The following is a 24179-nucleotide window of genomic DNA, read 5'->3' as shown; positions in this document are numbered from 1 at the left end:
ACTGGCGCCCCCTTGGGGGGCAGTGAACGAAGTGAACGAGGGGGCATCACAACTTTCGAGTCTCGGTGCGCAAGGCGGCGCCCAGCAGCGGCAGGCAGGCGCCCAGGGCCTGGGCTGCGTCGCCCTCGGGGGCCGGCGCGTCGGGCGCGAAGGCGGCCAGCGGATTCAGAGCCACGGTGCGCTGGCCGAGCTCGCGCTGGATCAGCGTCGCGACCTCCGCGCCGTGCTCGGCCGTGATGACGTACAGCCGCGCCAACGGCAGCTCAGGCCAGCTGCGCTCCCAGACGTCGATGGAGCGTTGCAGCTCGACGACCAGGGGCGACTCCTGCGTGGTGCTGGCATCGAAGGTGCCGCCGGGCTGGTATTCGAAACCCAGCGGCAGTTCGGCAGCGCCGGCGTCGGCCTGCTCGCCGCGCGCACGCGCCAGCAGGCCGGGGTCGCCTTCGAGGCGGCGCGTGTAGAAGAGTTCATCACCGGCGCTGACGACCAGCAGGCAGTGGCGCTCATCGATATGGACGGCGGCGCAGGCGCGCGCGGCCAGGTCGTCGGCACGGGCCTGAGCGGCGAGCAGATTGCGCAAGGCCGTCTCCCAGACATCGACGATGGTGATGTTGCTGCTGATGCCCGCAGCGCCGTTGGTCAGCGCCTTGATGGCGCTGTTGCGGGCCGCGACGACGAAGAGCTGGCGCTGCGCGCGCTCGACGTCGCCACCGACGTGCATGACATCCAGCGTCAGTTCGGCAACGTCGACGTCGACCATCTCCTTGATCTGCCAGCGCGCCGCGGCCTTCAGCTCCTCCGGCGGCACATGGGGGGTGTCGACCTTGAGGATCTGGTAGTCGGCCGGGTCCAGCAGCGCGATGGCGTCGCCCGAGGTGACGGGTTTTGCCTCGCTCATCAGGCCCCAGCGCAGCAGCCGGGCCGGCTGGTCCTGGTCATGACCGGGTGGGCCGTCGGTCAGCACGAAGGCATGCTGTTCGCCAACGCGGCGCAGTAACAGGCGCTGGCCGTTGCGGCGGGTGGACCAGGGCCAGCGCATCAATAGTTCTCCCGCTGGTAGACGACGCCGTCGCTGCCGCGGTACAGGCCCCAGGTGGCGCGGGCACTGGGGTCGCTGGTGGCGGCCGCGCCGCACCAGGCCCCGCGCAGCGACGCGAGGTTGGCGCCGGCGGTGGCGGGCACCGCGGCGCTGGCCCAGCCGCCGGCCGTCTTCAGGCAGGACGCGTCGGTGGGCGTGGAGCTCAGGGCCACGGCCACGTCCATGCTGCCCAGGCGGCCACCGCCCGGGGCGGCCAGCGTGATGTAAGTTGGTTGCAGCGGGTTGACGACGACAGCGGTGTTGGGGACGTTGGGGTACATGACCGCATCCTGAGCGGTGAGGGTCTTGCGGAAGTTGCCGAAGCTCAGGTTGGCGGCGGTGATGCGGGTGCAGGAATCCAAGGCGTTGGTCACGAAGGCCGTGCCGTTCCAGGATTGGGCGGTCAGCGGCAGTTTCAGCGTGCGGTTGGCGGCGCTGAGCGCATTTTGTAGGCGCAGGCGGCCGTAGAGCAGGGGGATTTGCCCGGAAGGGCCGGAGGAATTGACCTGCGTTCGATCGTTGCCGGCTACCGCGTCGGTGTCGAGGTCGAAGGCGGCCATGGCCACGCCGTCATCATCGACCGGCGCGATTCCGAACTGGGCGCTGTTGAAGGGACCATCGACTGTCGCGCCACGCGCGACTTTGGCGGTGAGGGTCACCGAGGCCGTGCCGTTCGTCCAGGTTCCAGCGCTGGCAGAGGCGCCGACGCGGCCGGCAAACTTCGTTGCACCGGCGATGCCGGCAAGATTGAACCTGCCATGCGTGCCGAGGGGGAGCTTGGTGAAGTTGCCGCTGGCATTGCTGGTGTAGTTGCTGGTCTTGTTGCCGGCGGCATTGACGGCCGTCAGCGTGAACGCGAGGCTGAAGTTCTCGTCCAGGTAAGTGAAAGTCGAAGCCGGCGCGCATGCCAGATCGCTGCGATGCGTAGGCAGGCCCTGCGTAACGGTGAGGCCGGCCGGGATGAAGCGGCCGATATTGCCGGTGGGCGTGCCGGTCACGGCGCCGGTCGGTGCGGCCACACCGAGGTAGCCGCTACTGGCCAGGGCAGGCGTCAGCGTGATGATGCCGACCTCGGCGTAGCTGAGATTGCCGACGTTGGCGACGCCGTTGATGAACAGGCTGCCGGCCACGGTGCCGTTGGTCAGCGTGCCGGAGGCGCCCGGCGAAGGCAGCACCAGGGTCGGTGTCAGCAACACGCCTTCGGGCGTCGACTCCTTGCCGAAATTGGGCGTGGCAACTCCCCCTGAGGTGACGGCGGTGATACGGGCGCCGAAGCTGGCGCCTGCAGCCACGAAAGAGCCGCCGGCATCATTGGCCGCGGCGGGATTGGGCTTGGCGCCGCTGGCGACGTTGGAGATCAGAAAGCGCGCCGGCTTGGTGACGAAGGCGTTGCCTGTGCCGTTGATGTCAACGCCGACTGCGGGGTTGACCGCGTAGTTGAAGAACAGCGACGTCTGGCCGACATCGTTGAAGGTCAGCGTGAAGGGAGCGTTGCCGTTGGTGTCGAAAGTCATCGGCACAGCGGCCGTGGCGGTGGACACGCCGCTGGCGTTGCCGGCAACGGCGGTGCCATTGACGCTCATCAGGTTGCTGCCACCGCAGCTCGCCGGATTGAGGCATTGATAGCCCCAATTGACGTTGCGGGAACCGGTCAAGGCCGCCTCGCAGGCTTGGTTGTTGGTGCCGGACTTGACGGCACGCAGCCAATAGGAGGCCGATGCCGTGCCAGCCGTCTGCATGGGCAGGGTGATCGCAGCACCGGTGGTGGTGGTGGAGACCAGGAAGCCGGAGCGCTTGAAGGTCGTCGAGCAGCTGTTGGACACATAGCAGCTGGCGCCATCGGGGCAGCATTCACGGGCATTGGCGGCGGCGGTGCTCTCGGAGCTCAGCGTCAGCGCCACGCTGGTGTTGTCGGCGCCGCCGGGGAGGCTGAGCGTCGTCGTCGCGACGCCGTTGCTGAAGTTGAGGGCGCTGCTGCCCAGCGTGCCGGCGCTGGTCGTCAGCGTGGCCGTGCCATTGACCGTTGTCTCGACGCTGCAGCTGGCGGCGTTGGTGGCGCAGGCCTTGACGGTCACCGTCGTCGGCAGGCAGGTCAGGCTGGTGGATGGCAGCCACACCTCGTAGTGGTCCAGCGGCAGCGGACAAGTGCGCGAGGCCGGCGCCATGTCGGCCGTCAGCTCCAGCGCGCTGATCTCGTAGTTGTAGACCCGCATTTCGTCGATGAGGCCATTGGCCGACCTCAGCGTGCCATTGGTGGGCGCGGTGCTGCTGCGGTTGTCGCCGACAAAGAGGGTGCCGATGCTGTTGTCCAGGCTGCCGCTCGTCGTCGCCGTCGTGGCGCCGATCTGAACGCCGTTGAGATAGATGCGCAGCGTGCTCTGGTTGGTGCCGGCTGCCAGGTTCCAGGTGATGCCGATGTGCTTCCACGTGCTCGCGGCGACGGACTGCGCCGGCGTGGCGGTCGACACCACGAGACCGTTGCTGTCGGTGACGGTCAGGCGCAGGGAACCGTCGCTCTGGCGCACCAGGAAGAAGGGCTTGCTCGTGGACGTCGTCGCGTCCAGCAGCATCGCCGCCGAGTTGTTCCAGGCCGTGCTGGCGTCGTACCAGAAGGTCACGGCGCCCTTGTCGCCGACGCCGGAGTTGACGTCGAGCAGCGTGTCCACTGCGTGGCTGGTACTCGTTGTGTCGGCCGGGATGCTGAGCGAGCGGCAGACCTTGGCCGTGGCCGAGGTGACTGCGTTGCCGATGCGCACGCCGTTGTTGCTGTTGCCGCTGCTGTCCGCCACCTCGCCGACGCGACCGCTGTAGTTCCATTCGTCAAAGCGGTACTCGGCGCGGCGCGTCGGCGTGCCGTTGGGCACGAACCAGCGGATGGCGCTGCCGTTGGCGTTGTAGCCGCTGTTGTAGGAGTACTGGGTGGTGTCGCTGCTGCTGACCTGCACGCCAATGGTGGCGTTGGAGCCGCTCGCATTGGCGTTGCCGTACTGGTACTTGAACTCACCGTTCTCGAACAGGATGATCTGGAAGGTGTAGGGGGTGCTGGTGTTGTACTGATAGACGCCGTTCCAGGACACGACGACGTAGCGGTTGGGCGCCGTGCCCTTCTGTTCCCAGGTCACGCCGCCGCTGCCGGCGCGGCTGGGGTCGAGGTCGGTCCAGTAGGCCAGGATGACGTTGGTCGTGGCCGAGGCAACGCAGCCACTCTGCGTGTCGGCCGCGCCGGCCGGCAGGGCGGTGTTGGTGTAATTGCGGAAGAAGCCGGTGTCGGTCCCGAACTGCAGTCCACCATTGGTCAGCACGCGCACCGACGTGTAGGCCGTGCCTGCGAAGGTGAACTTGAAGCCGCCGGTGAAGGTGATGGTGGCCTTGTCGTCGTCGCCCGGGTAACTGGTGCAACTGCGGTCCCACGCGAGGGCATTGGCGGCCGTCTCCCAGGCATAGCTGTCGCTGCGGAAGGTGTAGCTGGACGCGGCCTGCGCGAGGCCGCACAGCAGGGCCAGGGCGATCAGCAGGAGACAGCGGGCGGCGTGCATGTCTTGTACGACAAGGTGCGGCTGAGCTGGCGCTCGGCGTAGGTGGGTTCGGTGGTGCTGCCGTTGGGGCAGGCGCCGCCGCTCGCGATGTTGCAGGCGGTGGCCTGCACGACGTAGAAGGCCAGTTGCTGCTCGCCGTCGGTCACCGTGCCGGCGGCCGGATTGCGCGCGCAGGTGATGGTGACGGTGAAGTCGGACAGTTGGTCGGGCAGGGCGATGCTCTTGGTGGCGAAGCAGATGGGCTGGGCGGCACCGCGCAGGACCTGGTAGCTGCCCCAATCCAGACCAGCCAGGGCGGCCTGGTAAGCCTTGGCCGCGGCCAGTTCGCCGGCCGAGCCGAGCTGCTGGCGCTGGCTCAGCGAGGCCAGCGCCACGCCCAGCGCGGCCAGCACCACGAGGATGAAGAGCATGGACATCATCGTGAAGCCGGTACTCCGGTTCGCTAAGCCGCGCAGCGTTCTCATGGCAGGTTGTCCACGTGGACGGCGTGATAGAGGGACACGGTCTCGCCGTAGCGGGTCAGCGAGATCTGCAGCGAGGCGAGGGCGTAGCGGGCCGTCGCCGCGCCGGTGCCGTAGCTGAAGCTGCAGGCGGTGACGTTGCGGGCCAGCACGGCGGCGGTGCCTGCCGGCGGGTCGGCCTGGCTGGCTGTCGCGGCATAGCCGCTGTAGCGGGTGAGCGTGCCGGCGGCGATATTGCAGGTGTAGCTGACGGGTGACTCGATGGCATAGACGCGATATGGCGGCGACTGCAGCGCATTGGGCAGCGCTACGCCCGCGACGCCGACGTTGACGGCATTGCCCGCGGCGTTGCCGGAGATGCGCACGTTGTCACCGGCGTAGGCGTCGGCGTCCGGCGTGTCGGCGCCGAGGTTGTACCAGGCCAGCTTCTGGCTGGCATGGCTGATCGTGAGCGATGGCCCAACAATGGCAAAGTTGGGGACGGGCGCGACGCCGAACTGCAAGGCACCGGCACCGGCGGTGGCGTAACGCGCCGCTCCGCTGACGGGGATGAGCTCCAGGCTGTTGCCCTTCACGCGCACGCTGTTGGGCAGAGCGCCGGCCAGGTCGCGGGCGATGCGGCGCAGCGCGGTGTCGGCCTGTTCGCCGAGCTGGGCGCGGTCGTTGCTGGCGAAGTAGGCATCCGTCGCCGGCACGATGAAGACCGAGACGATGGTGATGACGATGCCGGTGAGGACGATGGTCATCACCGCCTCGATCAGCGTGAAGCCTTGCTGGCGTGAGCGAACGCCTTCAGTTCGCATCGTTGGGGGCATAGCGGGTGCGCCAGCCTTGCAAGGTCAGCGTGCTGCTGTCGGGCGCAGTGACGGTGACGGTGATCTTCAGCGCCTCGCCGGCCACGACGTTGTCCAGGGCGGCCGAGGTCACGGCGACCGAGGCGCTGTAGCCGCCGAGGCCGGCGATGGCCGTGTTGGCCACGTCGCGGATGCCGCTCATCGAGAAGCCGGCGTAGTCGTTGACGTTGTCGAAGGAGGTGGTGCCGTAGCGGGTCTCGCCGGGCTCGGTGCCGCTGCCTTCGACGAGTGCTGCGCACCCGGTTGGCGACACCGTGGCCGACGTGGCCGTGGCGACGTTGGCATCGTCGGGATCGCACCAGGTGAAGTTCATCAGCTCCACCTCGCGCAGCAGCGACTCGGCGATGGCCAGCTGCTGGCGGCGGATCATGGGTTCCGCGCTCGCCGTCGTGGCCGTGACGAAAACCTTCAGCAGCGCGGCCAGCGCGATGCTGACAACGACGATGAAGAGCAGGAGTTCGATCAGGCTCAGGCCGCACTGGCGCGGCCGACGGGGCATGGCCGGCATGCGGGGGATGCTAGCCGAGCGCCTCATGGGTCAAGCCTCAAGGAGTCGCGTAGATCAGGCCCGTATCCGCCTCGATGCGGTAGGCCTGGCTGTAATTGCTGGAGGCGACCGTGACGGTCAGCGCGCCACCCGTGTGGGTCGTCGTCGCGCCGCTGTTGCCGCTGTTGAAGGTCACTGTGCCGCTGGAGGACAAGCAAGGGCTTTCGGTCGCAGGGCAGGGTAGCGTCGCGATGGCGGTGCCACTGCCATTGCCGTAGGCCCAGCTCACGCCGGTGCTGCTGATGGTCTCGATGATGGGGCGGCGCTGCTGCAGGGCCAGCCTGAGCATGGCCTGGTGGCGGCCCTGAAGGTCATCGCCAAAAGAACGCAGCCGCCACAGCGTCGTGTCCACCACCTTGGGGAGGGCGAACACCGCCAGGGCGGCTGTGATCACGATGACGAGGATGAGCTCGATCAGCGTGAAGCCCGCGTCGGCGCGCGGGGCGTGGGTCATGGGATCAGAGGATGCCGGTGACGGTGAAGGTGGCCGTCTTGTCGATGTGACCGGTCAGCACGCAGGTGCTCACGGTGATGTTGGCGGCAGCGGTGCTGTCCGTCGTGACCGAGAAACCGGTGGGCAGCGGGCTTTGCAGCATTGCGATGACGTCGGAGCACTTGGTCACGGCCACGCCGTTGTTGCCGTTGGCCTTGCGGCCGGCGTAGTTGATGGCCGAGGCCGAGCTCAGCGCGCCGGCAAAACCGTTGACGGCCGCCTGCTTGGCGTCGTCATCAACGGCGACGAACTTGGGCAGGGCGACGGCCGACAGCACGCCGAGGATGACGATGACCATCACCAGTTCGATCAGGGTGAAACCAGCTTGCACAGACTTGTTCATGGGGTGCCTTCCTGCGCTCTGGGCGCTGTGGTCCGGGGGGTGACAGGACTATCGGGCAGCGGCTCAGCGATGAGAAGTGAATTGCGCACGAGTTTTATGACGGGTCCACACCGGCCTGCAAACCGTTGCAGGCTTCACGCCCTGGCCGTCGCTTCAACGCCCCATGGCCGCCTGGCCCAGGTTCCACAGTGGCAGGAAGACACCCAGGGCCAGCACCAGCACCATGCCGCCGATGATGCTCAGCAGGATGGGCTCGATGGCGGCGGACAGGCCTTTGATGGCGAAATCGGTCTCGCGCTCATACATCTGCGCGATCTCGGTCATCAGGGTATCCAGCTCGCCCGTCTCCTCGCCCACCGCAATCATTTGCAGCACGATGGGCGTGAAGACGCCGGTGCCCGTCGCGCAACGAGAGATGCTTTCGCCGCGCTCGACGCCGTCGCGCATCTGCTCGATGCGGGCGCCGATGTAGGCGTTGTCCACGGTCTGCGCGACCACGGTCAGCGCCTGGCTGATGGGCACGCCCGAGCTGCTGGCCAGCGCAAAGCTGCGCGCGAAGCGGGCCAGCGTGGCCTTGAGCACGATGTTGCCGGCGATGGGCAGGCGCAGCTTGAAGCGGTCCCAGGTGTAGCGGCCGCCGGGTGTGGCGATCCAGTTTCGCCAGGCCAAGGCCGCGCCGATGCCAGCAGCCACGACCAGGGGCCACCACTTCACCGTCCAGCCCGAGAAGCCGAGCAGGATGCGTGTCATCAGCGGCAGCTCTGTCTTGAAGTGGGAGAAGACGTCGGCGAACTTCGGTAAAACAAAGACGTTGATGACGATCAGTGCGATGGCCATCGCGACGATCACCATGATGGGGTAGCGCAGCGCCTGCTTGATGCGGGCGCGGATGTCCAGCTCGAACTCCAGGTGCTCGGCCAGGCGCTGGAAGACCTCGGTCAGCTTGCCCGTCAGCTCGCCGACGCGGGTCATGGCGACGTAGAAGCTGCTGAACACGGCCGGGTGGCGCGCGAAGGCGGTGCCCAGCTCGCGACCCTGGTCCAGGCTGGCGCGCACGTCCTGCAGCAGGGCGATGATGCCGGGGTGGCTGGTGGAGGCCTCCAGCCCGGCCAGCGCGCGCAGGATGGGCACGCCGGCCTTTTGCAGGGTGTACATCTGACGCGTCAGCACCAGGGCATCCTCCTGCGTGATGGGCTTGGCGAGCAGGGCCTCGAGCCAGTTGCCGCCGCCCGCCACGCTGACGGCCTCGGTGGTCGCCTCGATGCTGACGGGCACGACGCCGCCAGCCATCAGCTGGGCAGCCACGGCGTCGCTGTTGATGGCATCGACGATGCCTTCAACCAGCTCACCGCGGCCGTTGCGGCCCTTGAACGCGAAGTTCATGCGGGTTGCCTTCTGTGCGTTCGAGCCGCGAGCCGAGCGCTGGGCCGCCCCGAGCCGGATCGCGGGCGATGTGCTTGCGGCTCAACGCCGCAAGCATCGCCGTCCCCGCGGGGGACCGACTGGACTCGCCCGCGTTCAGCGGCGCGAGGCTGGGCGAGGGGCTTCAACTCTGTCATTCAGCATCTACGCTGATGCGCACCGCCTCGGCCAGTGAGGTCTTGCTTTCGCGCACCATCGCCAGGCTGCGGTCGGCCAGGGTCTTGCCGCGCAGCGACTTGCGGGCGGCCGTCAGGAAGGCGCCGGCGTCGCTGTTCTGGATGGCCAGAGCCATGTCGGGGTCCATCTCCAGCATCTCGTAGATGCCGCGCCGGCCCTGGTAGCCGGTGCCGTTGCACTCCGCACAGCCGCGGCCCGCCACGCTCTTCACGAGGCCCGGCGCCTCGCCATTCATGGCCAGCACCTCGTTGATCCAGGCCTGCTCCTGCGGCGTGGCCAGGTGCGGTTCGGCGCAGTGCTTGCAGACGCCGCGCAGCAGGCGCTGGGCCAGCACGGCCTGCAGGGAGGTGGCCACCATGAAGGGCGGCGCGCCCATGTCGAGCAGGCGAAAAGGCGTGGAGACGGTGTCCTTGGTGTGCAGCGTGGACAGCAGCAAATGGCCGGTGATGGCGGCGCGCAGGCCGATCTCGGCCGTTTCGGCGTCGCGCATTTCGCCCACCAGGATCACGTCGGGGTCCTGGCGCAGCGCGGCGCGCAGCACCTTGGCGAAATCGAGCTCGATCTTGTCGTTGACCTGCACCTGGGTCAGCCCCGGCAGACGGTATTCGATGGGGTCTTCGGCGGTGATGATCTTGAGCTTCTCCGAGTCCAGCTCGGCGAGCGCGGCATACAGCGTCGAGGTCTTGCCTGAACCCGTCGGGCCGGTGACGAGCAGCATGCCGGAGTCACGGCCCAGCAGCTCGCGAAAGCGCTTGAGCATGTCGTCGGGCATGCCGATGGCATCCAGCCGCCGCAGGGCCGAGCCCTGGCCCAGCAGGCGCATGACGACCGATTCGCCGTACTGGCTGGGCATGGTGGACAGGCGCACGTCCAGCGTGCGGTCGGAGAGGCGCAGCGTGAAGCGGCCGTCCTGCGGCAGGCGCTTTTCGGAGATGTCCAGGCCCGCCATCAGCTTCAGGCGCTGCGCCAGGGCCGGTGCGATGCGCTTGTCGGCCTGCGTCAGCGTCTGCATCAGGCCGTCGACGCGGTTGCGGATCAGCAGCTCGCCTTCCTGGGGCTCGATGTGCACGTCGGAAGCGCCGGCGCGCGTCGCGTCCTCGAACACCGACTGCAGCAGGCGCACGACCGGTGCGCCTTCCTGGCCGACGCTGGCCTGCAGGGCGCCGAAGTCGACGGCGTCACCGATGTCCTTCTCCAGCGCCTTGGCCAGGCCGGAGATCTCGTCGCTGCGGCGGTAATGCTTGTCGAAGACGGCCGGCAGCTGGCTTTCGGCCACCACGGCCATGGCCAGGCGGCGCTTCAGGATCTTGGCCAGCTCGTCGAAGCCGAACAGGTCCAGCGGGTCGGCCATGGCGACCAGCAGGGTGTCGCCACGCTCCTCCAGCACCAGGGCGCGAAAGCGCCGCGCCGGCGTCTCGGGCAGCAGGCGCACCAGGTCGGTCTTGAGCGGGAAGGTCTTGAGGTTGACGAAGGGCGCGCGCAGCTGGCGGGCCAGCACATGGGCCAGGGCCTCCTCGGTGATGAGGTTGGCCTCGATGAGGATGCGGCCCAGCTTCTTGCCGGTGGCGCGCTGCAGCTCCAGCGCCTGGCCGAGCTGCTCGGCCGAGATCAGCTGCTGCTCGACGAGGACGTCACCGAGACGCAGCTTGGGGCGGGGGGCTGCGGTTTCTACGGGCGCATCGCTCATCGGCTCGAACTTTCAGTCATGCATTGCTGGTGGCGTGGACTTCGGCGAGGGTCGTGATGCCCTGCAAGACCTTGATGATGCCGTCCTGGCGCAGCGAGCGCATGCCTTCGGCGAGGCCGCCGTGCTGTAGTTCCTCGGCGCGGGCCCCGGTCTGGATCATGCGCCGTATGTCTTTGGACACAGTCAGCAGCTCATGCAGGCCGGCGCGCCCCTTGTAACCACTGCCGCCGCAGGCCGTGCAGCCGGGGCTGTGGTGCTTCATCAGCCGGCCGCCCTGGCCGTAGGACTTGATCCATTCCGACATCAGCGCGAGCTTGCTGGGCCGTCCCTCGGCCGGGAAGACGTGCAGATAGTCGTCCAGCAGTTCCTGCAGCTCGGCCTCAAGCATGGGCTCGCTGGTGCGGCAGGCGGTGCAGCTGCGCCGCACCAGCCGCTGAGCCAGCACGGCCAAGAGCGAGTCGGCGAAGTTGAAGGGGTCCATGCCCATGTCCAGCAGCCGCGTGATGGTCTCGGGCGCGCTGTTGGTGTGCAGCGTGGAGAGCACCAAGTGGCCGGTCAGCGAGGCCTCGACGGCGATCTCGGCGGTTTCCTGGTCACGGATCTCACCGACCATGATGACGTCGGGATCGGCGCGCAGGAAGGCGCGCAGGGCCTTGGCGAAGGTCCAGTCGATCTTGGCGTTCACCTGGACCTGACGCAGGCCGGCCTGGGTGATTTCGATGGGGTCCTCGGCCGTCCAGATCTTGCGCTCGGCCGTGTTGATGTGGCTGAGCGCCGAATGCAGCGTCGTCGTCTTGCCGGAGCCGGTCGGGCCGACGCAGAGCACCAAGCCATATGGGCGGGCGACGGCGGTCTGCAGAGCGGCGAGGTTGGCGGGCGACAGGCCGATGCGGTCCAGCGGCATGGGCTTGCTGCTGGCCAGCAGGCGCATGACGACGTCTTCCAGGCCGTTGTTGGTCGGGATGGTCGCCACGCGCAGCTCCAGCCGGTGCTGGGGTGAGTACTTGGCGAAGTTGATCTTGCCGTCCTGGGGCTTGCGGCGCTCGGAGATGTCGAGGTCGCACATGATCTTGATGCGCGCGATCATCGCGTTGCGGTAGGTGGGGGGCAGCTCCAGATAGGGCTGCAGCACGCCATCGCGGCGGAAACGGATCTTGAGTTTTTCCTTGCCCGGGTAGGTCTCGATGTGGATGTCGGACACGCCCTGGTTGTGCGCCTCGATGATCATCGAGTTGATCAGGCGCACGAGCGAGTTGTCGCTCTGCTCGATGGGCGACTCCTCTTCCCTGGCGCTGCGCTCGCTGCTGTCGCGCTCCAGGCTCTCGATGAGCTTGTTGGAGTTGTCCAGCGTGAAGTCGGGCTGGAAGTCGGGCAGGGGGTCGACGGCGCTGCCGCGCGGCAGGGGCTCGCCGCCATAGCGGTCGAAAGCCAGCGGAATGGCGAACTGCAGGGTGCCGAGCTTGGTCAGCGTCGGCACGACCTTGAGCTGGGTGATGAACTCGACCTCGTCGAGGGCGTCGCGCCGCGTCGGGTCTTCCATGGCCACGACAAGGCGGCCATCGCGCAGCAGCAGGGGCAGCACCTCCAGACGCTTGGCCACCGCGTGCGGCAGCTTGCGCACGGCGTCAGGCTCGATGGCGAAGTTCTCGACATCGACCACCGGGTAGCCCATCTTGCGCGCCAGCGCCGACTGCAGCTGCGCGCGGCTGATGACGCCCTTGCGCACCAGCAGCTCGCCCAGCGGCACGGAGCGGTCATCACGCTGCTGAACCAGCGCCACCTCGAGCTGCTCGGGCGTGACCAGCTCCAGCGCCAGCAGCGCCTCGCCGATGCGCACCATCGGCATCTTGGCCTGCTGCTCGATGGCCTGCAGCAGTTGCTCGGCGGTGACGATCTGCTGGTTGACGAGGATGTCGCCGACGCGGCGCTGGCGCAGGTCGTTCTGCTCGACAGCGGCGGCGTTGAGCTGCTCGGGCGTGACGAGTTTGTCCTTCAGCAGCAGGTCGCCCAGGCGCTCACCGATCTCGAAATTCGCCAGCACCTCGCGGGGCACGAAGACGCGGCGCACGGAGTCGTCGTCATCGGCCAGCGGCGGGAAAAGGAACAGGCCCAGGCTGTCGTGATGATGGCCGATGGTCACGCCCTTGAGCTCATCGCCGCCAGTGAAGACGACGCGGAACTCGGTGCGCGGGCGCTGGTCGACGCTGAGCGGGGAATTCAGGTCGCCGGCATCGCGCGGCGGCACCTCCAGCGTGCGCAGCAGCTTGACGGCACGGAACTGGCTGAACTTCAGCGGCATGCTGTTGCGCGCTGGCGGCACATTGATCTGCACGATGCGGTCGCTGGCATCGAGTTGCAACAGCTGGCCCATGCTGCGGCTGTTGTTCAGCCCCAGGATCTCGCAGGCCTCGGACCCACGCTGCACCTGCGGCTGGGGGTAGGCGGCATAGGGCGGGCTGGGCCAGAGAAAACCGGAGGCCGGGCCTGCCGCAGCGGGTGAGTCGGCATCGCCATGGGGCCAGGGCAGGGGCTGGGACGGGTCGGTCATGGGCTGGGCAGCAGGTGTGCCGATGATTATGGAGGGCTGCGGCGCTCGCGCTGGCCCCGAAAAACGCCATGCTGACGCCGCAGACCGACGGGCCGCGGGCTCGCCCGGCTTCGACATGAAACGACACAATTGGGGCCATGAACATCCTGCTCACCGGTTTCGAGCCCTTTGGCGGCGAGGCCATCAATCCGTCCTGGGAAGTGGCCCGATCGCTGCATGGCCAGATCATTGCCGGAGCGACGGTGCAGGCGCGTTGCCTGCCGACGACCTTTGGCGGCGCTCCCAGAGTCTTGGCTGAAGCGCTGTCCGTGCACAAGCCCGGGCTCGTCATCGCACTGGGCCTTGCGAGCGGCCGGGCAGAGATTTCCATCGAACGCTTGGCCGTCAATCTCATCGACGCCCGCATCGCCGACAACGCCGGCGAGCGCCCGCAGGATGTGCCGGTGCGGGCGGACGCGCCGCCGGCCTATTTCTCGACGCTGCCCGTCAAGGCCATTCGCAACGGGCTGCGCGCGGCCGGCCATCCGGTGGGGCTGTCGTTGACCGCGGGGGCGTTTGTCTGCAACCAGGTGTTTTTCGAACTTCAGCACCGGCTCGTTGGCCTTGGCGTGAAGAGCGGCTTCATCCATGTGCCGGCCCTGCCCGAGCAGGCGGCTCGCACCCAACCGACGGTACCCAGCATGGGCCTGGCGGCTCAGATCGATGCCATCAAGCTGGCGATTGCGATTGCACTGGAGGGCGACGAAGCGCTGGCATCGGCCCTGCCCGACGAGGGCGCACCGGTGGCCTGATCAGTCCTCGGTGTAGTGCCGCCAGCGCGCGCTGGCCTGGCGCATCAGCTCGACCTGGCGGTAAAAGCGCCGGCAATTGGTGCAGATGCGGTGGTGCAGGCGCAGCGACAGCCGCTCGGTCAGCGGCATGCTGCGATCTTCCGCCTTGAGCGTGATCTGCGTGGCCTCCCGGCAGGTGATCTTCAGCTTGATCAAGTCGCCCCTCCAGCGGTCGCGCCGCCGAACCAGCCGGACTGCAGGCAGTCCCGCAGTCTCAGCCGGGCCCGGTGCAGCATGACCCACAAGTTGGTCGGTGTGATCGCCAGTTCCTTACAGATCTCGTCCGATTCCAGCTCCAGCCACTCCCGCATCATGAAGAGGCGGCCCTGCTGGCCGGGCAGCTTCTCGACGCAGGCCTCCAGCACCCTCATGAAGTCGACCTGGCGCAGCGAATCCTCGGGGTTGCCCCAGTCGTGCTGGGTCTCGCGCCAGTGGCCGTCGCTGGCGAACAGCAGATCGTCGAGGTCCTCGCCGTCTTCGCTGCTGCAGGTGGTCGACAGTTCGCGGCTGTTCTTGCGGATCTGGTCGACGAGCTTGTGCTTGAGGATGCCGACCAGCCAGGTCTTGAGCTGGCTGTTGCCCGCGAAGGCCTGGGGCTTCTCCAGCGCCGCGAGCAGGGTTTCAGAGACGGCATCCTCGGCCCAGGCGGGGTTGCGCAGTTGCAGGCGCGCGTACTTCAGCAGCGGCGGGCGCAGGGCTTCGATCTGGCGGCAGTAGTCCGCTGAGGCGGTTGGAGCGGTCATGGCGGCGGCAGTGTAAGGACTTGGCAGCGTCTTGCGACTTCGTTCTTGCCGCCGGATGATCGGCCGCCTTTTTCCCCCCAACCTTTTGGAGACCTGTCTCATGAAGAACCAAGCCCTCGTGTCCTCCGCTCTCGCCGCCGCCTTGTCCCTGGGCATGGTTGCCCAGGCCCAGGCCGCCGATGCCGCCAAGGAAAAGTGCTACGGCATCGCCAAGGCCGGCCAGAACGACTGCGCCACCGCCAATGGCAGCCACTCCTGCGCCGGCCAGTCCAAGGCCGACAAGGACGCCAACGAATGGAAGTACGTCGCCAAGGGCACGTGCGAGAAGGAAGGCGGCTCGACCAAGGCGCCCGCGAAGAAGTGAGGGCTTGACCGCCATGACCTCGGCGCCGCCCTTGCCCTGCGTGGGCATCGGCTGGCGCCAGCCGCATTACGAGACCTTGCTGGCCGAGCGCCCCGCGCTCGGCTTCATCGAGGTCCATTCAGAGAACTTCTTTGCCGACGGCGGCATCACGCTGGCCGTGCTGGAGGCGGGCCGCGCGGCCTATGACGTCAGCCTGCACGGCGTGGGCCTGGCACTGGGCTCGGCGGCGGGGCTGGACGATGCTCACCTGGAGCGGCTCGCTCGCCTTGCACGGCGCATACAGCCCCGCTGGGTGTCCGACCACGCCTGCTTTGCCCGCGTGGGCACGGGCCTGCATGCGGCAGACCTGCTGCCCATCCCCTTCACCGACGAATCCCTCGCACTGATGGCGACCCATGTCCAGCAGGTCCAGGAACGCCTGGGCCGGCCCATGCTGGTCGAGAACATCAGCGCCTACGTCGGCTGGGCCGGCGACACCCTGGCCGAGCCCGAGTTCTTCAACGAGCTGACGCGGCGCAGCGGCTGCGGCCTGCTGCTGGACGTCAACAACCTCTTCGTCAACGCTCGCAACGCCGGCCTGGCGCCGGACGACGCGGCGCGTGAAGCCATGCGCTGGGTTGACGCGATCCGCCCCGGCAGCGTCGGCGAGATCCATCTGGCCGGCCACTGCGAGCAGGAGGACGGTCTCGTCATCGATGACCATGGCAGCCGCGTGCGTGACGAGGTCTGGCGTGTCTACGAACACACGCTGCAGCGGCTCGGCCCGCTGCCGACGTTGATCGAGTGGGACACCGCTGTGCCCGATCTGGCGGTGCTGCTGGCTGAAGGCCAGCGGGCGAGGGCGCTGCACCCGTGAAGGCCGCTCAGCAGGCCTTTGTCGATGCGCTGCTGGGGCGCGGCGAGGCGCCGCCCGGCCTGACTGGCAGCGAGCGCGGCCTGGCGGCCTATCGCAACAACCTGAGGGCGCTGTCGGCCCAAGCCCTGGCCGTGCCCTTTGTGCGCTTGCGCGAGGAACTCGGCGAGGACGAATTCGCGTCGCTGGCCTGGACCTTCTGGCGCGCCCACCCGCCCGAGAGCGGTGACCTGGGGCAGTGGGGTGGGGCGCTCGAAGGCTTCCTGCTGGAGCGCGCCGGCGAGGCTTCGGGCTTGCCCGATCTCGCTCGCCTGGATTGGGCGTTGCACCGGGCCGAACGCGCGCAGGACGCGTCGTTGGACGCCGACTCGCTGGCCCTGCTCGGCACCACGTCGCCCGACAAGCTCTGGCTGCAATTGCGGCCAGGCTTGGTGGTGCTGGCGCAGTCCGACGGGCCGGTGGTGGTCTGGCGAGCCGGTTGGCGCGGGAAATGGCAACCCGTGTCGGCCGCCGATGCGGTCTTCATGCGGGCCCTGATCGACGCCGTGAATCTTGCCGAGGCATTGGAGGCGGCCACAGTGAAAGGTTCTGGCGGTGAAACCGACTTCGACTTCGCCGCCTGGCTGCAAGCCGCGTTGCACAACGCCTGGCTGCAGGGAGTCAGGGCCACAACACCGAACCGGACCACGACACCATGAACGCTCTGATCTCCACCGTGCTTCGCCCCTTCACCGACCCGGGCCTGCAACCCACCCGGCTGCCCGCGCCGCTGGACACGCTGGTCAGCCATCTGCAGTCGCTGGCGCTGCTGGCGGCGCGGCTCTACGTGGCCAAGGTCTTCTTCATGTCGGGCCTGGTCAAGCTGCGCGACTGGTCGTCCACGCTGGCCTTGTTCAACGACTACTACCAGGTGCCGCTGCTGCCGCCAGCGCTTGCGGCCTATATGGGCACCGCGGGCGAGCTGGTGATCCCGGCGCTGCTGGTGCTCGGCCTGGCGGGCCGCTTCGCCGGTGTGAGCCTCTTTGTCGTCAACCTGATGGCGGCGCTTTCACTGCCGGCGGAGGACCTGTCGGCCGCCGGTGAGGCGCAGCACATCTTGTGGGGCGTGCTGGCCCTGGCCATCGCGCTGTGGGGCGCGGGGCGCTGGTCCGTCGATCGCATGGTGCTGAACCCGGCGGCTGGCCGCGTGCATTGACACAAGGCATCCGTGTGTAAGCAGCGGCCACAATTGGAAACCATCTGGCAGCTGGGTTTGCCCTAGTCTCGCGGACAGTTAGCAAGAGTCCGCCGATGGAGTTTTCAGAGCTGTTCACCCAGAGCGCGCGCGACGTGCTGCCCCACGCCAGAAAGAAGGGGCTTGTCACCTACTTCGACTATCACGGGCCCCGCCTCGAGCTTCACGATCCTGGGCCCTACCTGCGTGCCGGCATCCACCGGATATTGCTGGGCATCGTCGACTGCTTTGAGTCGGGTTTCGTCATGTTCACCGCGGTGGTCGAGCCGCCGGTCTTCGGCCGAAGCAGCATCGTCATCCACGCCGCCGGCACTGGGGCGAATTGCCCGTCCGATGTCATGGGCGTGCTGCAGCGCCTGCAGTTGGTTGCCGAGGATGCCGATGTGGCCCAAGGGCTGATTGCGCGAGCGCAAGCGCCTTGTCCGGCCACCGCCGGCTCGGTCCAGTTCGTCGACGCGGGGCTTGACGGCCTGGTCATCTCACTGAGCGGCGAAGTTGTCGCGGAAGAGGTGGTGTTCGAGCACTCACCCAACGCCACCGGCTCGGTGGCATGGCTGGTCAGCCCTCCGCCCGGCGCGCTGGACTCGGTCGAGACGAGGCTGCGGCACCTGGGCTGGCACGTGGTGTCGTTCGAGCGGATCGAGGAGGCCGCGGCGGCGATATCCGCTGCTGCGGCACCGATGTTGATGATCGTCGCGGAGAACAGCGGCCAGGAACTGGCCCAGCTCGAACAGATCGCCCAGGCCTTGCCCAGCCTGTGGACGGTGCTCGCCGTGGTCTCTGGCTCCGACACGCTGCGCTTTCGGCGCCAGTGCTCGGTCGACATCCGGGTGCTCCCGCTCAGCCCGCTGGAGCTGGAGCGCTTCACCGCGCATGTCGATACCCGGACTTCAACCGCACTGTCGCGGCTGACGTCGCCCACGCCGCTGTACGTGCAGGAGAGCCGCCGTGTGCTCGTCGTGGACGACAACGTCGTGAACCAGATCGTCGCGCGGGGCCAGCTCGAGGCCTTGGGCTACGAAGTGGTGGTGGCCGGCGACGGCATCGAGGCACTCGACTCCTGCTGCGACGAGCCGCCAGACATGGTGCTGATGGACGTGGACATGCCGGTCATGGACGGGCTGGAAGCCAGCGAGCATCTGAGGTCCTTGCAGCGCGTCGGCAACTTGCCGCCTTTCCCCATCATTGCCGCCACTGCCGGCGACACGGATCTGCGGCGCAATGCCTGCCTGAAAGCCGGTATGGATGGCTACCTCAGCAAACCCATGGACCTTCAGGCATTGGCCGACGAGTTGCACCGGGTGCTGCCGGGGCGGCCGATCTCCTTGGAGCTTTGAAGCCTCGGGCCGTCAGGACTATTCGCGCGGGCGGAAGGTGAGGATCAGCACTGGTGGCACGCGGCCGTCGATGTCGCGCGGCAGGGTCTCGGCCTTCTCGATGGCGCGCAGCACGGCACGATCCCAGTCGGGGTCGGGACTGGCCTTGAGCACCTTGCTGCCAAGAATGCGGCCGTCGGGGCCCAGCGTCACCTGCACCTCGGCGGTCGGGTTCGCGACGCCATCGTCCGGGTAGATGATGAGGGGGCGGATCTTGCCCTTGATGCGGCCGGCATATCCCGCGGACGGCGCCGAGTTCTGGGCCGCGGCGCCGGTGGAGCCCGGCGTGCCACCGGCCATGCCCTGGATGCGGCGCAGGTTTTCCTGACGCAGCGCTTCGCGCCGGGCATCGGCCTCCTTGGTGTCTTTCGCCTCTTTCGCGTCCTTGGCTGCCTTGGTGTCCTTGGCCTTCTTGCGGTCCTGCTCTTCCTTGTCCGCTTTCTCTTTGGCGAGCTTGTCCTTGGCCAGCTTCTCCTGGGCGGCTTTGTCGCGCTCGACCTTGGCAGCCTCGTCGCGGGCCTTTTCCTCCTTGCGCTTCTTCTCCTTGGCGATGGCGATCTCGGCCTCACGCTGCTCGGCGGCGGCCTCTTCGGCTGCTCGCTGCTGGGCGCGGGTGTCGGGCTTGGGCGCTTCGGGTTCGGGCTCGGGCGGCGCTTCCTCGCGCGGCGCGGCCACCTGGGGCACCGCCGACCACAGCTCGGCCTCGAAGGCGGGCGATGAATCGCTGTGCCAGTTCAGGCCATAGCTGAGCGCGAGGATCAGCAGGCCATGGGCGATCAGCGCCAGGGTCATGCCGCGGCCGAGGCCCGCAGCCTCGGGGGGGCGTAAGGTCGCGCTCGTCATCTCACTTGGAGGAGGAGGCGCCGCTCTTCACAGCCAGGCCCACGCGCTGGATGCCGGCGCGCTGCAGCGCGTCCATGACCTGCACGACGGCCTCGTACTTGACGTTCTTGTCGGCGGAGATGACTACGGGGCTGGTCGCATCCTTGCCCTGCGCCTTCTTGACGCGCTCGGCCAGGCGGTTCGCGGGAATCGATTCGGGCTCGAGTTGGTCGACCTTGATCTTCAGCTTCTCGTCCGTGCCAACGATGATCTGGATGACATGCTCGGGCTGCTGGCGGCTCTTGCCCACGCTGGGCAGGTCCACCAGGCCAGTCGTGATCAGCGGCGCGCTGACCATGAAGATGATGAGCAGCACCAGCATCACGTCGATGAAGGGGACCATGTTGATCTCGTTCATCGTGCGCCGCCGACGGCCGCCACGGGAGGAGATGGAGGCCATCAGCTGTGGGCGGTGGAATTGCGCTGCAGGATGTTGGAGAACTCCTCGATGAAGGTCTCCAGCGTGATTGCGCTGCGGTCGATCTGGCGCGCGAAGCGGTTGTAGGCCAGCACGGCGGGAATGGCGGCGAACAAGCCGATGGCCGTGGCGACCAGCGCTTCGGCAATGCCCGGCGCGACCGTGGCCAGCGTCACCTGCGTCAGATTCGACAAGCCGACGAAGGCGTGCATGATTCCCCAGATGGTGCCGAACAGGCCGACATACGGGGAGACCGAGCCCACCGACGCGAGGAAGGACAGGTTGTGCTCCATCGCGTCCAGCTCGCGATGGAAGCTCGCGCGCATCGCGCGGCGGGCTGCGTCGAGCAGGGCGCCGGCATCGGTCACGCGCTTCTCACGCAACTTCAGGAACTCGCGCATGCCGGAGGCGAAGATGCGCTCCAGAGGTGCGGCGTCCGCACGGTTGCCGACCGACTGATAGAGGTCGTTGAGGTTCTTGCCGCTCCAGAACTCGGCCTCGAAGGCATCGTTGCGGCGCTTGATCTGGCCCAGGCCGATCAGCTTGCCGAAGATGACGCTCCAGCTCGCCAGCGACACGAGCAGCAGGCCCGCGATGACGAGCTGCACCGCGAAGCTGGCGTGCAGGATCAGGGAGACGATGGACAGGTCTTGGTTCATGCGGTGATCGCTGCCACGACGGTGTCGGGCAGGCGTTGGGGTTTCAGGTCGCTGGCGCGCACGCAGCCGATGCGGATCTCGCCTTCGCACAGCAGCGTGTTAGCGCGCAGCGCGCGCTGGCGAACCACGAGGCTGGCGCGGCCCGCGGGCTCAGGTTCGACAGTGATGGTCAGCAGATCATCCAGCTTGGCCGGCGCGGCGTAGCGCAGGCTGGTAGCAGCGACGACGAAGATGAGGCCGGTGTCCTCGCGCAGCTGGTGCTGCTCGACGCCCGCCGCACGCAGCCACTCGGTGCGAGCGCGCTCGAAGAACTTCAGGTAGTTGGCGTAGAAGACGATGCCGCCGGCGTCGGTGTCTTCCCAGTAGACGCGGATCGGGAATTGGAAATTCATGACAGCACCTGGCGCAGGCGGGCGACGGCTTCTTCGAGGTCTTCCATCGACGAGGCGAAAGATAGGCGCATCCAACGCTGCGGATCGGTCAGGCCGAAGTCGCGGCCTGGCGTCAGCGCCACCTGGGCACTCTGCAGCAGTTCGTGGGCGAAGGCCCAGCTGTCGGCGTGATGGTGGCTGACATCCATCCAGGCGTAGAAGGCGCCGTCCGGGGGCACCGGCACATTCAAGCCCAGGGCGTTGAGCGCGGGCACGATGTAGTTACGGCGCTCGCGCAGTACCGCACGGCGGCGTTCGAACTCGGCGATGGAGGCGGGCTCGAAGGCCGCCAGCGCCGCCATCTGCGCCAGCGTGGACGGGCAGATATAGAGGTTCTGGGCCAGCCGCTCGATGGCGGGCACGAGATCAGGGGGCAACACCAGCCAGCCCAGGCGCCAGCCCGTCATGCCGAAGTACTTGGAGAAGCTGTTGACCGAGATGATGTCCTCGCCCAGTGCAAGCGCGCTGTGGCCGAAGTGCTCCTCGTAGCTGAGCGGCAGATAGATCTCGTCAACCACCATGACGCCACCGCGCTCACGCACGAAGCCGGCGATGCCGGCCAGCACCTCGGGCGCTATGGACGTGCCGGTCGGGTTGCTGGGCGAGGCCAGCAGCACGCCGCGGGTCGCCGGCGTCCATGCGTCGCGGACCTGCTGCGCACCGAGCTGGAAGCGCTCCGCGGCGCCGGTCGGCAGCAACCGCGGCGTGGCGTCCGCAGCCGTCACGAAGTGGCGGTTGCAGGGGTAGCAGGGGTCGGGCATCAGCACCTCGTCGCCGCGCTCGAAGAGGGCGAGGCAGGCGAGTTGCAGGCCGGCCGACGCGCCGGCCGTGATGGCAATGCGTTCGGGTGCGATGGCGAGGCCAAAGCGCTGGCCGTACCAGCGCGAGATGGCCTCGCGCAATGCGGGCAAACCGAGGGCGTCGGTGTAGGGCGTCGGGCCCTGGGCCACGCGGGCGACCGCCTCACGGACGGCAGGCGCAGCGCCGAAATCGGGCTCGCCGACATTGAGGCGGATCATGTGCCGGCCGCCCAGCGCCGGATCGCACAGTGGCCCGGCCGCGACCCGGGCCGCGGCCTTGGCCAGCTCCATCACATAGAAGGGCTCGATGCGGTCGAGCCGCGCGGCCAGTTTCATCAGCGCTTCGTCAACGCTTGGCTGCGACCTCGACGGGGCGCAAGTCGCCCGCCGCGCGGTCCAGCACGCCGTTCACATATTTGTGCCCATCGGTGCCGCCGAAGGACTTGGCCAGCTCGACCGCTTCGTTGATAGCAACGCGGTAGGGGATGTCGACGCAGTGCTTGAGCTCGTAGGCGCCGATCATCAGGATCGCGTGCTCAATGGGCGAGAGCTCGGTGGTCTTGCGGTCGACGTGGCGCGACAGGATGGCGTCGAGATCAGCCGCTTCGTTGACGCAGCCAGCCAGCAGCGCGTCGTAGTGCTTCACGTCGAGCTTGGCATAGCCTTCCTGCTCACGGCCCAGGGCGGTGATGGCGCCGATGTCCTCGCCGGTCAGCAGCCATTGGTAGAGGCCTTGCACGGCGGCCTCGCGTGAGCGGCGGCGGGCGGACTTGGCGGGAGCGCGCTTGACGCCAGGTTTGTTGGCCGTCTTCGTGGCGGTCTTGGGGGTGGAGGCGTTCACTCGATCTCTTTCAGCAGATTGGCCATTTCGACGGCGACGCGGGCAGCGTCGCGGCCCTTGGGTTCGGCGCGGGCCCAGGCCTGGGCTTCGTTCTCGACGGTCAGGATGGCGTTGGCGATCGGGATGCCATGGTCCAGGCCGACGCGGGTGACGGCCGCGCCGCTCTCGTTGGCCACCAGCTCGAAGTGGTAGGTCTCGCCGCGGATGATGCAGCCCAGGGCGATCAGCGCGTCGAAGTCATTGCTCTCGGCCAGGGCCTGCAGGGCCAGTGGCACTTCCAGCGCACCCGGCACGGTGACGTGGCGGATGGCTTCGGTCGGCACGCCGAGCACCGACAGCTCGGCCAGGCAGGCGCTGGCCAGGGTCGAGGTGATGGCGTCATTGAAGCGCGCCTGGACGATGGCGATGGTCAGCTCGCTGCCATCGAGAGCGCCCTCGAAGCTGGGCAGGCCTGGTTCGGAATCTTGCATCGCGGGCCTTTCGGGTTCAACAGTTGGGAGGCGCAGTAAAGCCGGTCACTTCGAGGCCATAGCCGGTCATGCTGGGCATGCGGCGCGGGCTGCCCAGCAGGCGCATGCGGTGTACGCCCAGGGCCTTCAGGATCTGGGCGCCGACGCCATAGGTGCGCAGGTCCATCGCGCCCTTGGTGGCGGGGGCCGGCTCGCAGGCCTGCACGCGGGCCAGCACGCCGGCGGCGTCCTCGCCGCAATTCAGCAGCACGACCACGCCGCCCGGGCTGGCCTTGACGGCGGCCAGCGCGGCGGGCAGGCCCCAGGAGTGGCCGCAGGGGCCGGCTTCCAGCAGGTCCATGACCGACAGCGGTTCGTGCACGCGCACGAGGACTTCGGTGTCGGGCGTCCACTGGCCTTGGCTGAGCGCCAGGTGGGTGCCGCCGGTGCGGTCGGTGAAGACCTGGCAGTCGAACTCGCCCTGGGCCGTGTTCAGGCGGCGCTCGGCAACGCGCTGGATCAGGCTCTCGTGGCGGCTGCGGTGTTCGATGAGGTCGGCGATGGTGCCGATCTTCAGGCCATGCTCGGCAGCAAAAATCTCAAGGTCGGGCAGGCGAGCCATGGTGCCATCGTCCTTCATGATCTCGCAGATCACCGAGGTGGACGACAGGCCGGCCATGCGCGCCAGGTCGCAGCCGGCCTCGGTATGGCCGGCGCGCATCAGCACGCCGCCGTCGTGGGCCTGCAACGGGAAGATGTGGCCGGGTTGCACGAGGTCGCTGGCCTTGGCGTCCGCAGCGACGGCCGCCTGCACGGTGCGGGCACGGTCGGCGGCGGAGATGCCGGTCGTGACGCCGGTGGCGGCCTCGATGGACACCGTGAAGGCGGTGCCATGCTGGGTGCCGTTGCGCCGCGTCATCGGCGGCAGCTGCAGGCGCTCGCAATGCTCGCGGGGCAGGGTCAGGCAGATCAGGCCGCGGCCGTAGCGGGCCATGAAGTTGATGGCCTCGGGCGTGACGAGGTCGGCCGCCAGCACGAGATCGCCTTCGTTCTCACGGTCTTCCTCGTCGACGAGGATGACCATGCGGCCGGCAGCCAGCTCGGCCACCAGCTCGGGAATGGGGGAGATGGGCATAGCCGGCGATTGTAGGTG

At 68.0% G+C, this 24179-nt stretch carries 26 protein-coding genes; 6 read left to right on the top strand and 20 right to left on the bottom strand.

All coding sequences use genetic code 11. From position 1 onward, the window contains the following. Positions 1–46: 46 nt before the first annotated feature. The 10 genes from ACXJKM_RS12725 to ACXJKM_RS12680 all read right to left on the bottom strand — a co-directional run bounded on the left by ACXJKM_RS12725 (position 47) and on the right by ACXJKM_RS12680 (position 13146). Positions 47–1039 carry a hypothetical protein gene (locus ACXJKM_RS12725; protein ID WP_457352709.1) on the bottom strand — a complete coding sequence of 331 codons (993 nt, stop codon included), beginning with the start codon at positions 1037–1039 and terminating at the stop codon, positions 47–49. Then, positions 1039–4614: a DUF6701 domain-containing protein gene (locus tag ACXJKM_RS12720; protein ID WP_457352707.1), complete on the bottom strand. Its 3576-nt coding sequence runs from the start codon at positions 4612–4614 to the stop codon at positions 1039–1041. The genes ACXJKM_RS12725 and ACXJKM_RS12720 overlap by 1 nt, the downstream gene beginning before the upstream one ends. Then, positions 4587–5078 (bottom strand): agglutinin biogenesis protein MshP, encoded by a 492-nt coding sequence (locus ACXJKM_RS12715; protein WP_457352705.1) that lies wholly within the window; start codon positions 5076–5078, stop codon positions 4587–4589. Before ACXJKM_RS12715 ends, ACXJKM_RS12720 begins: the two co-directional genes overlap by 28 nt. Beyond that, positions 5075–5878 (bottom strand): type II secretion system protein, encoded by an 804-nt coding sequence (locus ACXJKM_RS12710; RefSeq protein ID WP_457352703.1) that lies wholly within the window; start codon positions 5876–5878, stop codon positions 5075–5077. The genes ACXJKM_RS12715 and ACXJKM_RS12710 overlap by 4 nt, the downstream gene beginning before the upstream one ends. Next, entirely contained in the window at positions 5868–6464 is a 597-nt protein-coding gene (locus ACXJKM_RS12705; RefSeq protein WP_200955317.1) for a type IV pilus modification PilV family protein, read from the bottom strand. The genes ACXJKM_RS12710 and ACXJKM_RS12705 overlap by 11 nt, the downstream gene beginning before the upstream one ends. 10 nt (positions 6465–6474) lie before the next feature. Continuing rightward, positions 6475–6930 (bottom strand): type II secretion system protein, encoded by a 456-nt coding sequence (locus ACXJKM_RS12700; protein WP_056202265.1) that lies wholly within the window; start codon positions 6928–6930, stop codon positions 6475–6477. A gap of 4 nt (positions 6931–6934) precedes the next feature. Then, entirely contained in the window at positions 6935–7312 is a 378-nt protein-coding gene (locus ACXJKM_RS12695) for a type II secretion system protein (RefSeq protein WP_457352701.1), read from the bottom strand. A 153-nt stretch (positions 7313–7465) separates the two neighbouring features. Next, positions 7466–8695 (bottom strand): type II secretion system F family protein, encoded by a 1230-nt coding sequence (locus ACXJKM_RS12690; protein ID WP_457352699.1) that lies wholly within the window; start codon positions 8693–8695, stop codon positions 7466–7468. A 172-nt stretch (positions 8696–8867) separates the two neighbouring features. Continuing rightward, positions 8868–10598, bottom strand: a complete 1731-nt coding sequence (locus ACXJKM_RS12685; RefSeq protein WP_457352697.1) for a GspE/PulE family protein — start codon at positions 10596–10598, stop codon at positions 8868–8870. Between the two features lie 16 nt (positions 10599–10614). Then, positions 10615–13146 carry an ATPase, T2SS/T4P/T4SS family gene (locus tag ACXJKM_RS12680; protein WP_457352695.1) on the bottom strand — a complete coding sequence of 844 codons (2532 nt, stop codon included), beginning with the start codon at positions 13144–13146 and terminating at the stop codon, positions 10615–10617. Positions 13147–13283: 137 nt separating this feature from the next. Here ACXJKM_RS12680 and pcp point away from each other — a divergent pair, with 137 nt between their 5' ends. Further along, a complete protein-coding gene (pcp, locus tag ACXJKM_RS12675) occupies positions 13284–13937 on the top strand; it encodes a pyroglutamyl-peptidase I (RefSeq protein WP_056202277.1) in 654 nt (217 codons plus the stop codon). On the opposite strand, the gene ACXJKM_RS12670 is transcribed toward pcp, so the two are convergent. After that, positions 13938–14132: an anti-sigma factor family protein gene (locus tag ACXJKM_RS12670; RefSeq protein ID WP_082532926.1), complete on the bottom strand. Its 195-nt coding sequence runs from the start codon at positions 14130–14132 to the stop codon at positions 13938–13940. It abuts the gene before it with no gap. Then, the gene (locus ACXJKM_RS12665) at positions 14129–14719 is read right to left on the bottom strand and encodes a sigma-70 family RNA polymerase sigma factor (RefSeq protein WP_056202280.1); all 591 of its coding nucleotides are present in this window, start codon (positions 14717–14719) and stop codon (positions 14129–14131) included. The genes ACXJKM_RS12670 and ACXJKM_RS12665 overlap by 4 nt, the downstream gene beginning before the upstream one ends. A 100-nt stretch (positions 14720–14819) precedes the next feature. On the opposite strand from ACXJKM_RS12665, the gene ACXJKM_RS12660 reads away from it, so the two are divergent. From ACXJKM_RS12660 to ACXJKM_RS12640, 5 genes are all read left to right on the top strand, one after another. After that, positions 14820–15083, top strand: coding sequence for a BufA1 family periplasmic bufferin-type metallophore (locus ACXJKM_RS12660; protein WP_056202282.1), 264 nt, complete (start codon positions 14820–14822; stop codon positions 15081–15083). 13 nt (positions 15084–15096) lie between these two features. Then, a complete protein-coding gene (gene bufB / locus ACXJKM_RS12655; RefSeq protein WP_457352965.1) occupies positions 15097–15939 on the top strand; it encodes an MNIO family bufferin maturase in 843 nt (280 codons plus the stop codon). After that, positions 15936–16634 carry an HvfC/BufC family peptide modification chaperone gene (locus tag ACXJKM_RS12650; protein WP_457352693.1) on the top strand — a complete coding sequence of 233 codons (699 nt, stop codon included), beginning with the start codon at positions 15936–15938 and terminating at the stop codon, positions 16632–16634. The genes bufB and ACXJKM_RS12650 overlap by 4 nt, the downstream gene beginning before the upstream one ends. Then, positions 16631–17131, top strand: a complete 501-nt coding sequence (locus tag ACXJKM_RS12645) for a DoxX family protein (protein WP_457352691.1) — start codon at positions 16631–16633, stop codon at positions 17129–17131. Before ACXJKM_RS12650 ends, ACXJKM_RS12645 begins: the two co-directional genes overlap by 4 nt. A 95-nt stretch (positions 17132–17226) precedes the next feature. Beyond that, positions 17227–18507 (top strand): response regulator, encoded by a 1281-nt coding sequence (locus tag ACXJKM_RS12640; RefSeq protein WP_457352689.1) that lies wholly within the window; start codon positions 17227–17229, stop codon positions 18505–18507. 18 nt (positions 18508–18525) lie between these two features. Here the strand turns inward: ACXJKM_RS12640 and tolA are convergent, their stop codons facing one another. From tolA to ribBA, 8 genes are read right to left on the bottom strand one after another with little or no spacing between them, the layout of a single operon-like run. After that, positions 18526–19389, bottom strand: coding sequence for a cell envelope integrity protein TolA (gene tolA / locus ACXJKM_RS12635; RefSeq protein ID WP_457352687.1), 864 nt, complete (start codon positions 19387–19389; stop codon positions 18526–18528). 1 nt (position 19390) lies between these two features. After that, positions 19391–19828 carry a protein TolR gene (gene tolR / locus ACXJKM_RS12630; RefSeq protein WP_457352685.1) on the bottom strand — a complete coding sequence of 146 codons (438 nt, stop codon included), beginning with the start codon at positions 19826–19828 and terminating at the stop codon, positions 19391–19393. After that, a complete protein-coding gene (tolQ, locus tag ACXJKM_RS12625) occupies positions 19828–20505 on the bottom strand; it encodes a protein TolQ (protein WP_056202298.1) in 678 nt (225 codons plus the stop codon). Before tolQ ends, tolR begins: the two co-directional genes overlap by 1 nt. After that, positions 20502–20897 (bottom strand): tol-pal system-associated acyl-CoA thioesterase, encoded by a 396-nt coding sequence (gene ybgC, locus ACXJKM_RS12620; RefSeq protein ID WP_457352683.1) that lies wholly within the window; start codon positions 20895–20897, stop codon positions 20502–20504. Before ybgC ends, tolQ begins: the two co-directional genes overlap by 4 nt. Continuing rightward, positions 20894–22072, bottom strand: a complete 1179-nt coding sequence (locus tag ACXJKM_RS12615) for a pyridoxal phosphate-dependent aminotransferase (protein ID WP_457352681.1) — start codon at positions 22070–22072, stop codon at positions 20894–20896. The genes ybgC and ACXJKM_RS12615 overlap by 4 nt, the downstream gene beginning before the upstream one ends. Before the next feature lie 10 nt (positions 22073–22082). After that, positions 22083–22577 carry a transcription antitermination factor NusB gene (nusB, locus tag ACXJKM_RS12610; protein WP_056202311.1) on the bottom strand — a complete coding sequence of 165 codons (495 nt, stop codon included), beginning with the start codon at positions 22575–22577 and terminating at the stop codon, positions 22083–22085. Then, a complete protein-coding gene (ribH, locus tag ACXJKM_RS12605) occupies positions 22574–23047 on the bottom strand; it encodes a 6,7-dimethyl-8-ribityllumazine synthase (RefSeq protein ID WP_056202314.1) in 474 nt (157 codons plus the stop codon). Before ribH ends, nusB begins: the two co-directional genes overlap by 4 nt. 16 nt (positions 23048–23063) lie before the next feature. Then, complete coding sequence (gene ribBA / locus ACXJKM_RS12600) at positions 23064–24161, bottom strand: bifunctional 3,4-dihydroxy-2-butanone-4-phosphate synthase/GTP cyclohydrolase II (protein ID WP_056202317.1); 1098 nt, start codon at positions 24159–24161, stop codon at positions 23064–23066. Positions 24162–24179: the final 18 nt, after the last annotated feature.

The sequence above is a fragment of the Roseateles sp. P5_D6 genome, assembly GCF_054049415.1.
Note: the sequence above shows the minus strand (reverse complement) of the source record. Positions and strands in the feature narration are given on the sequence as shown.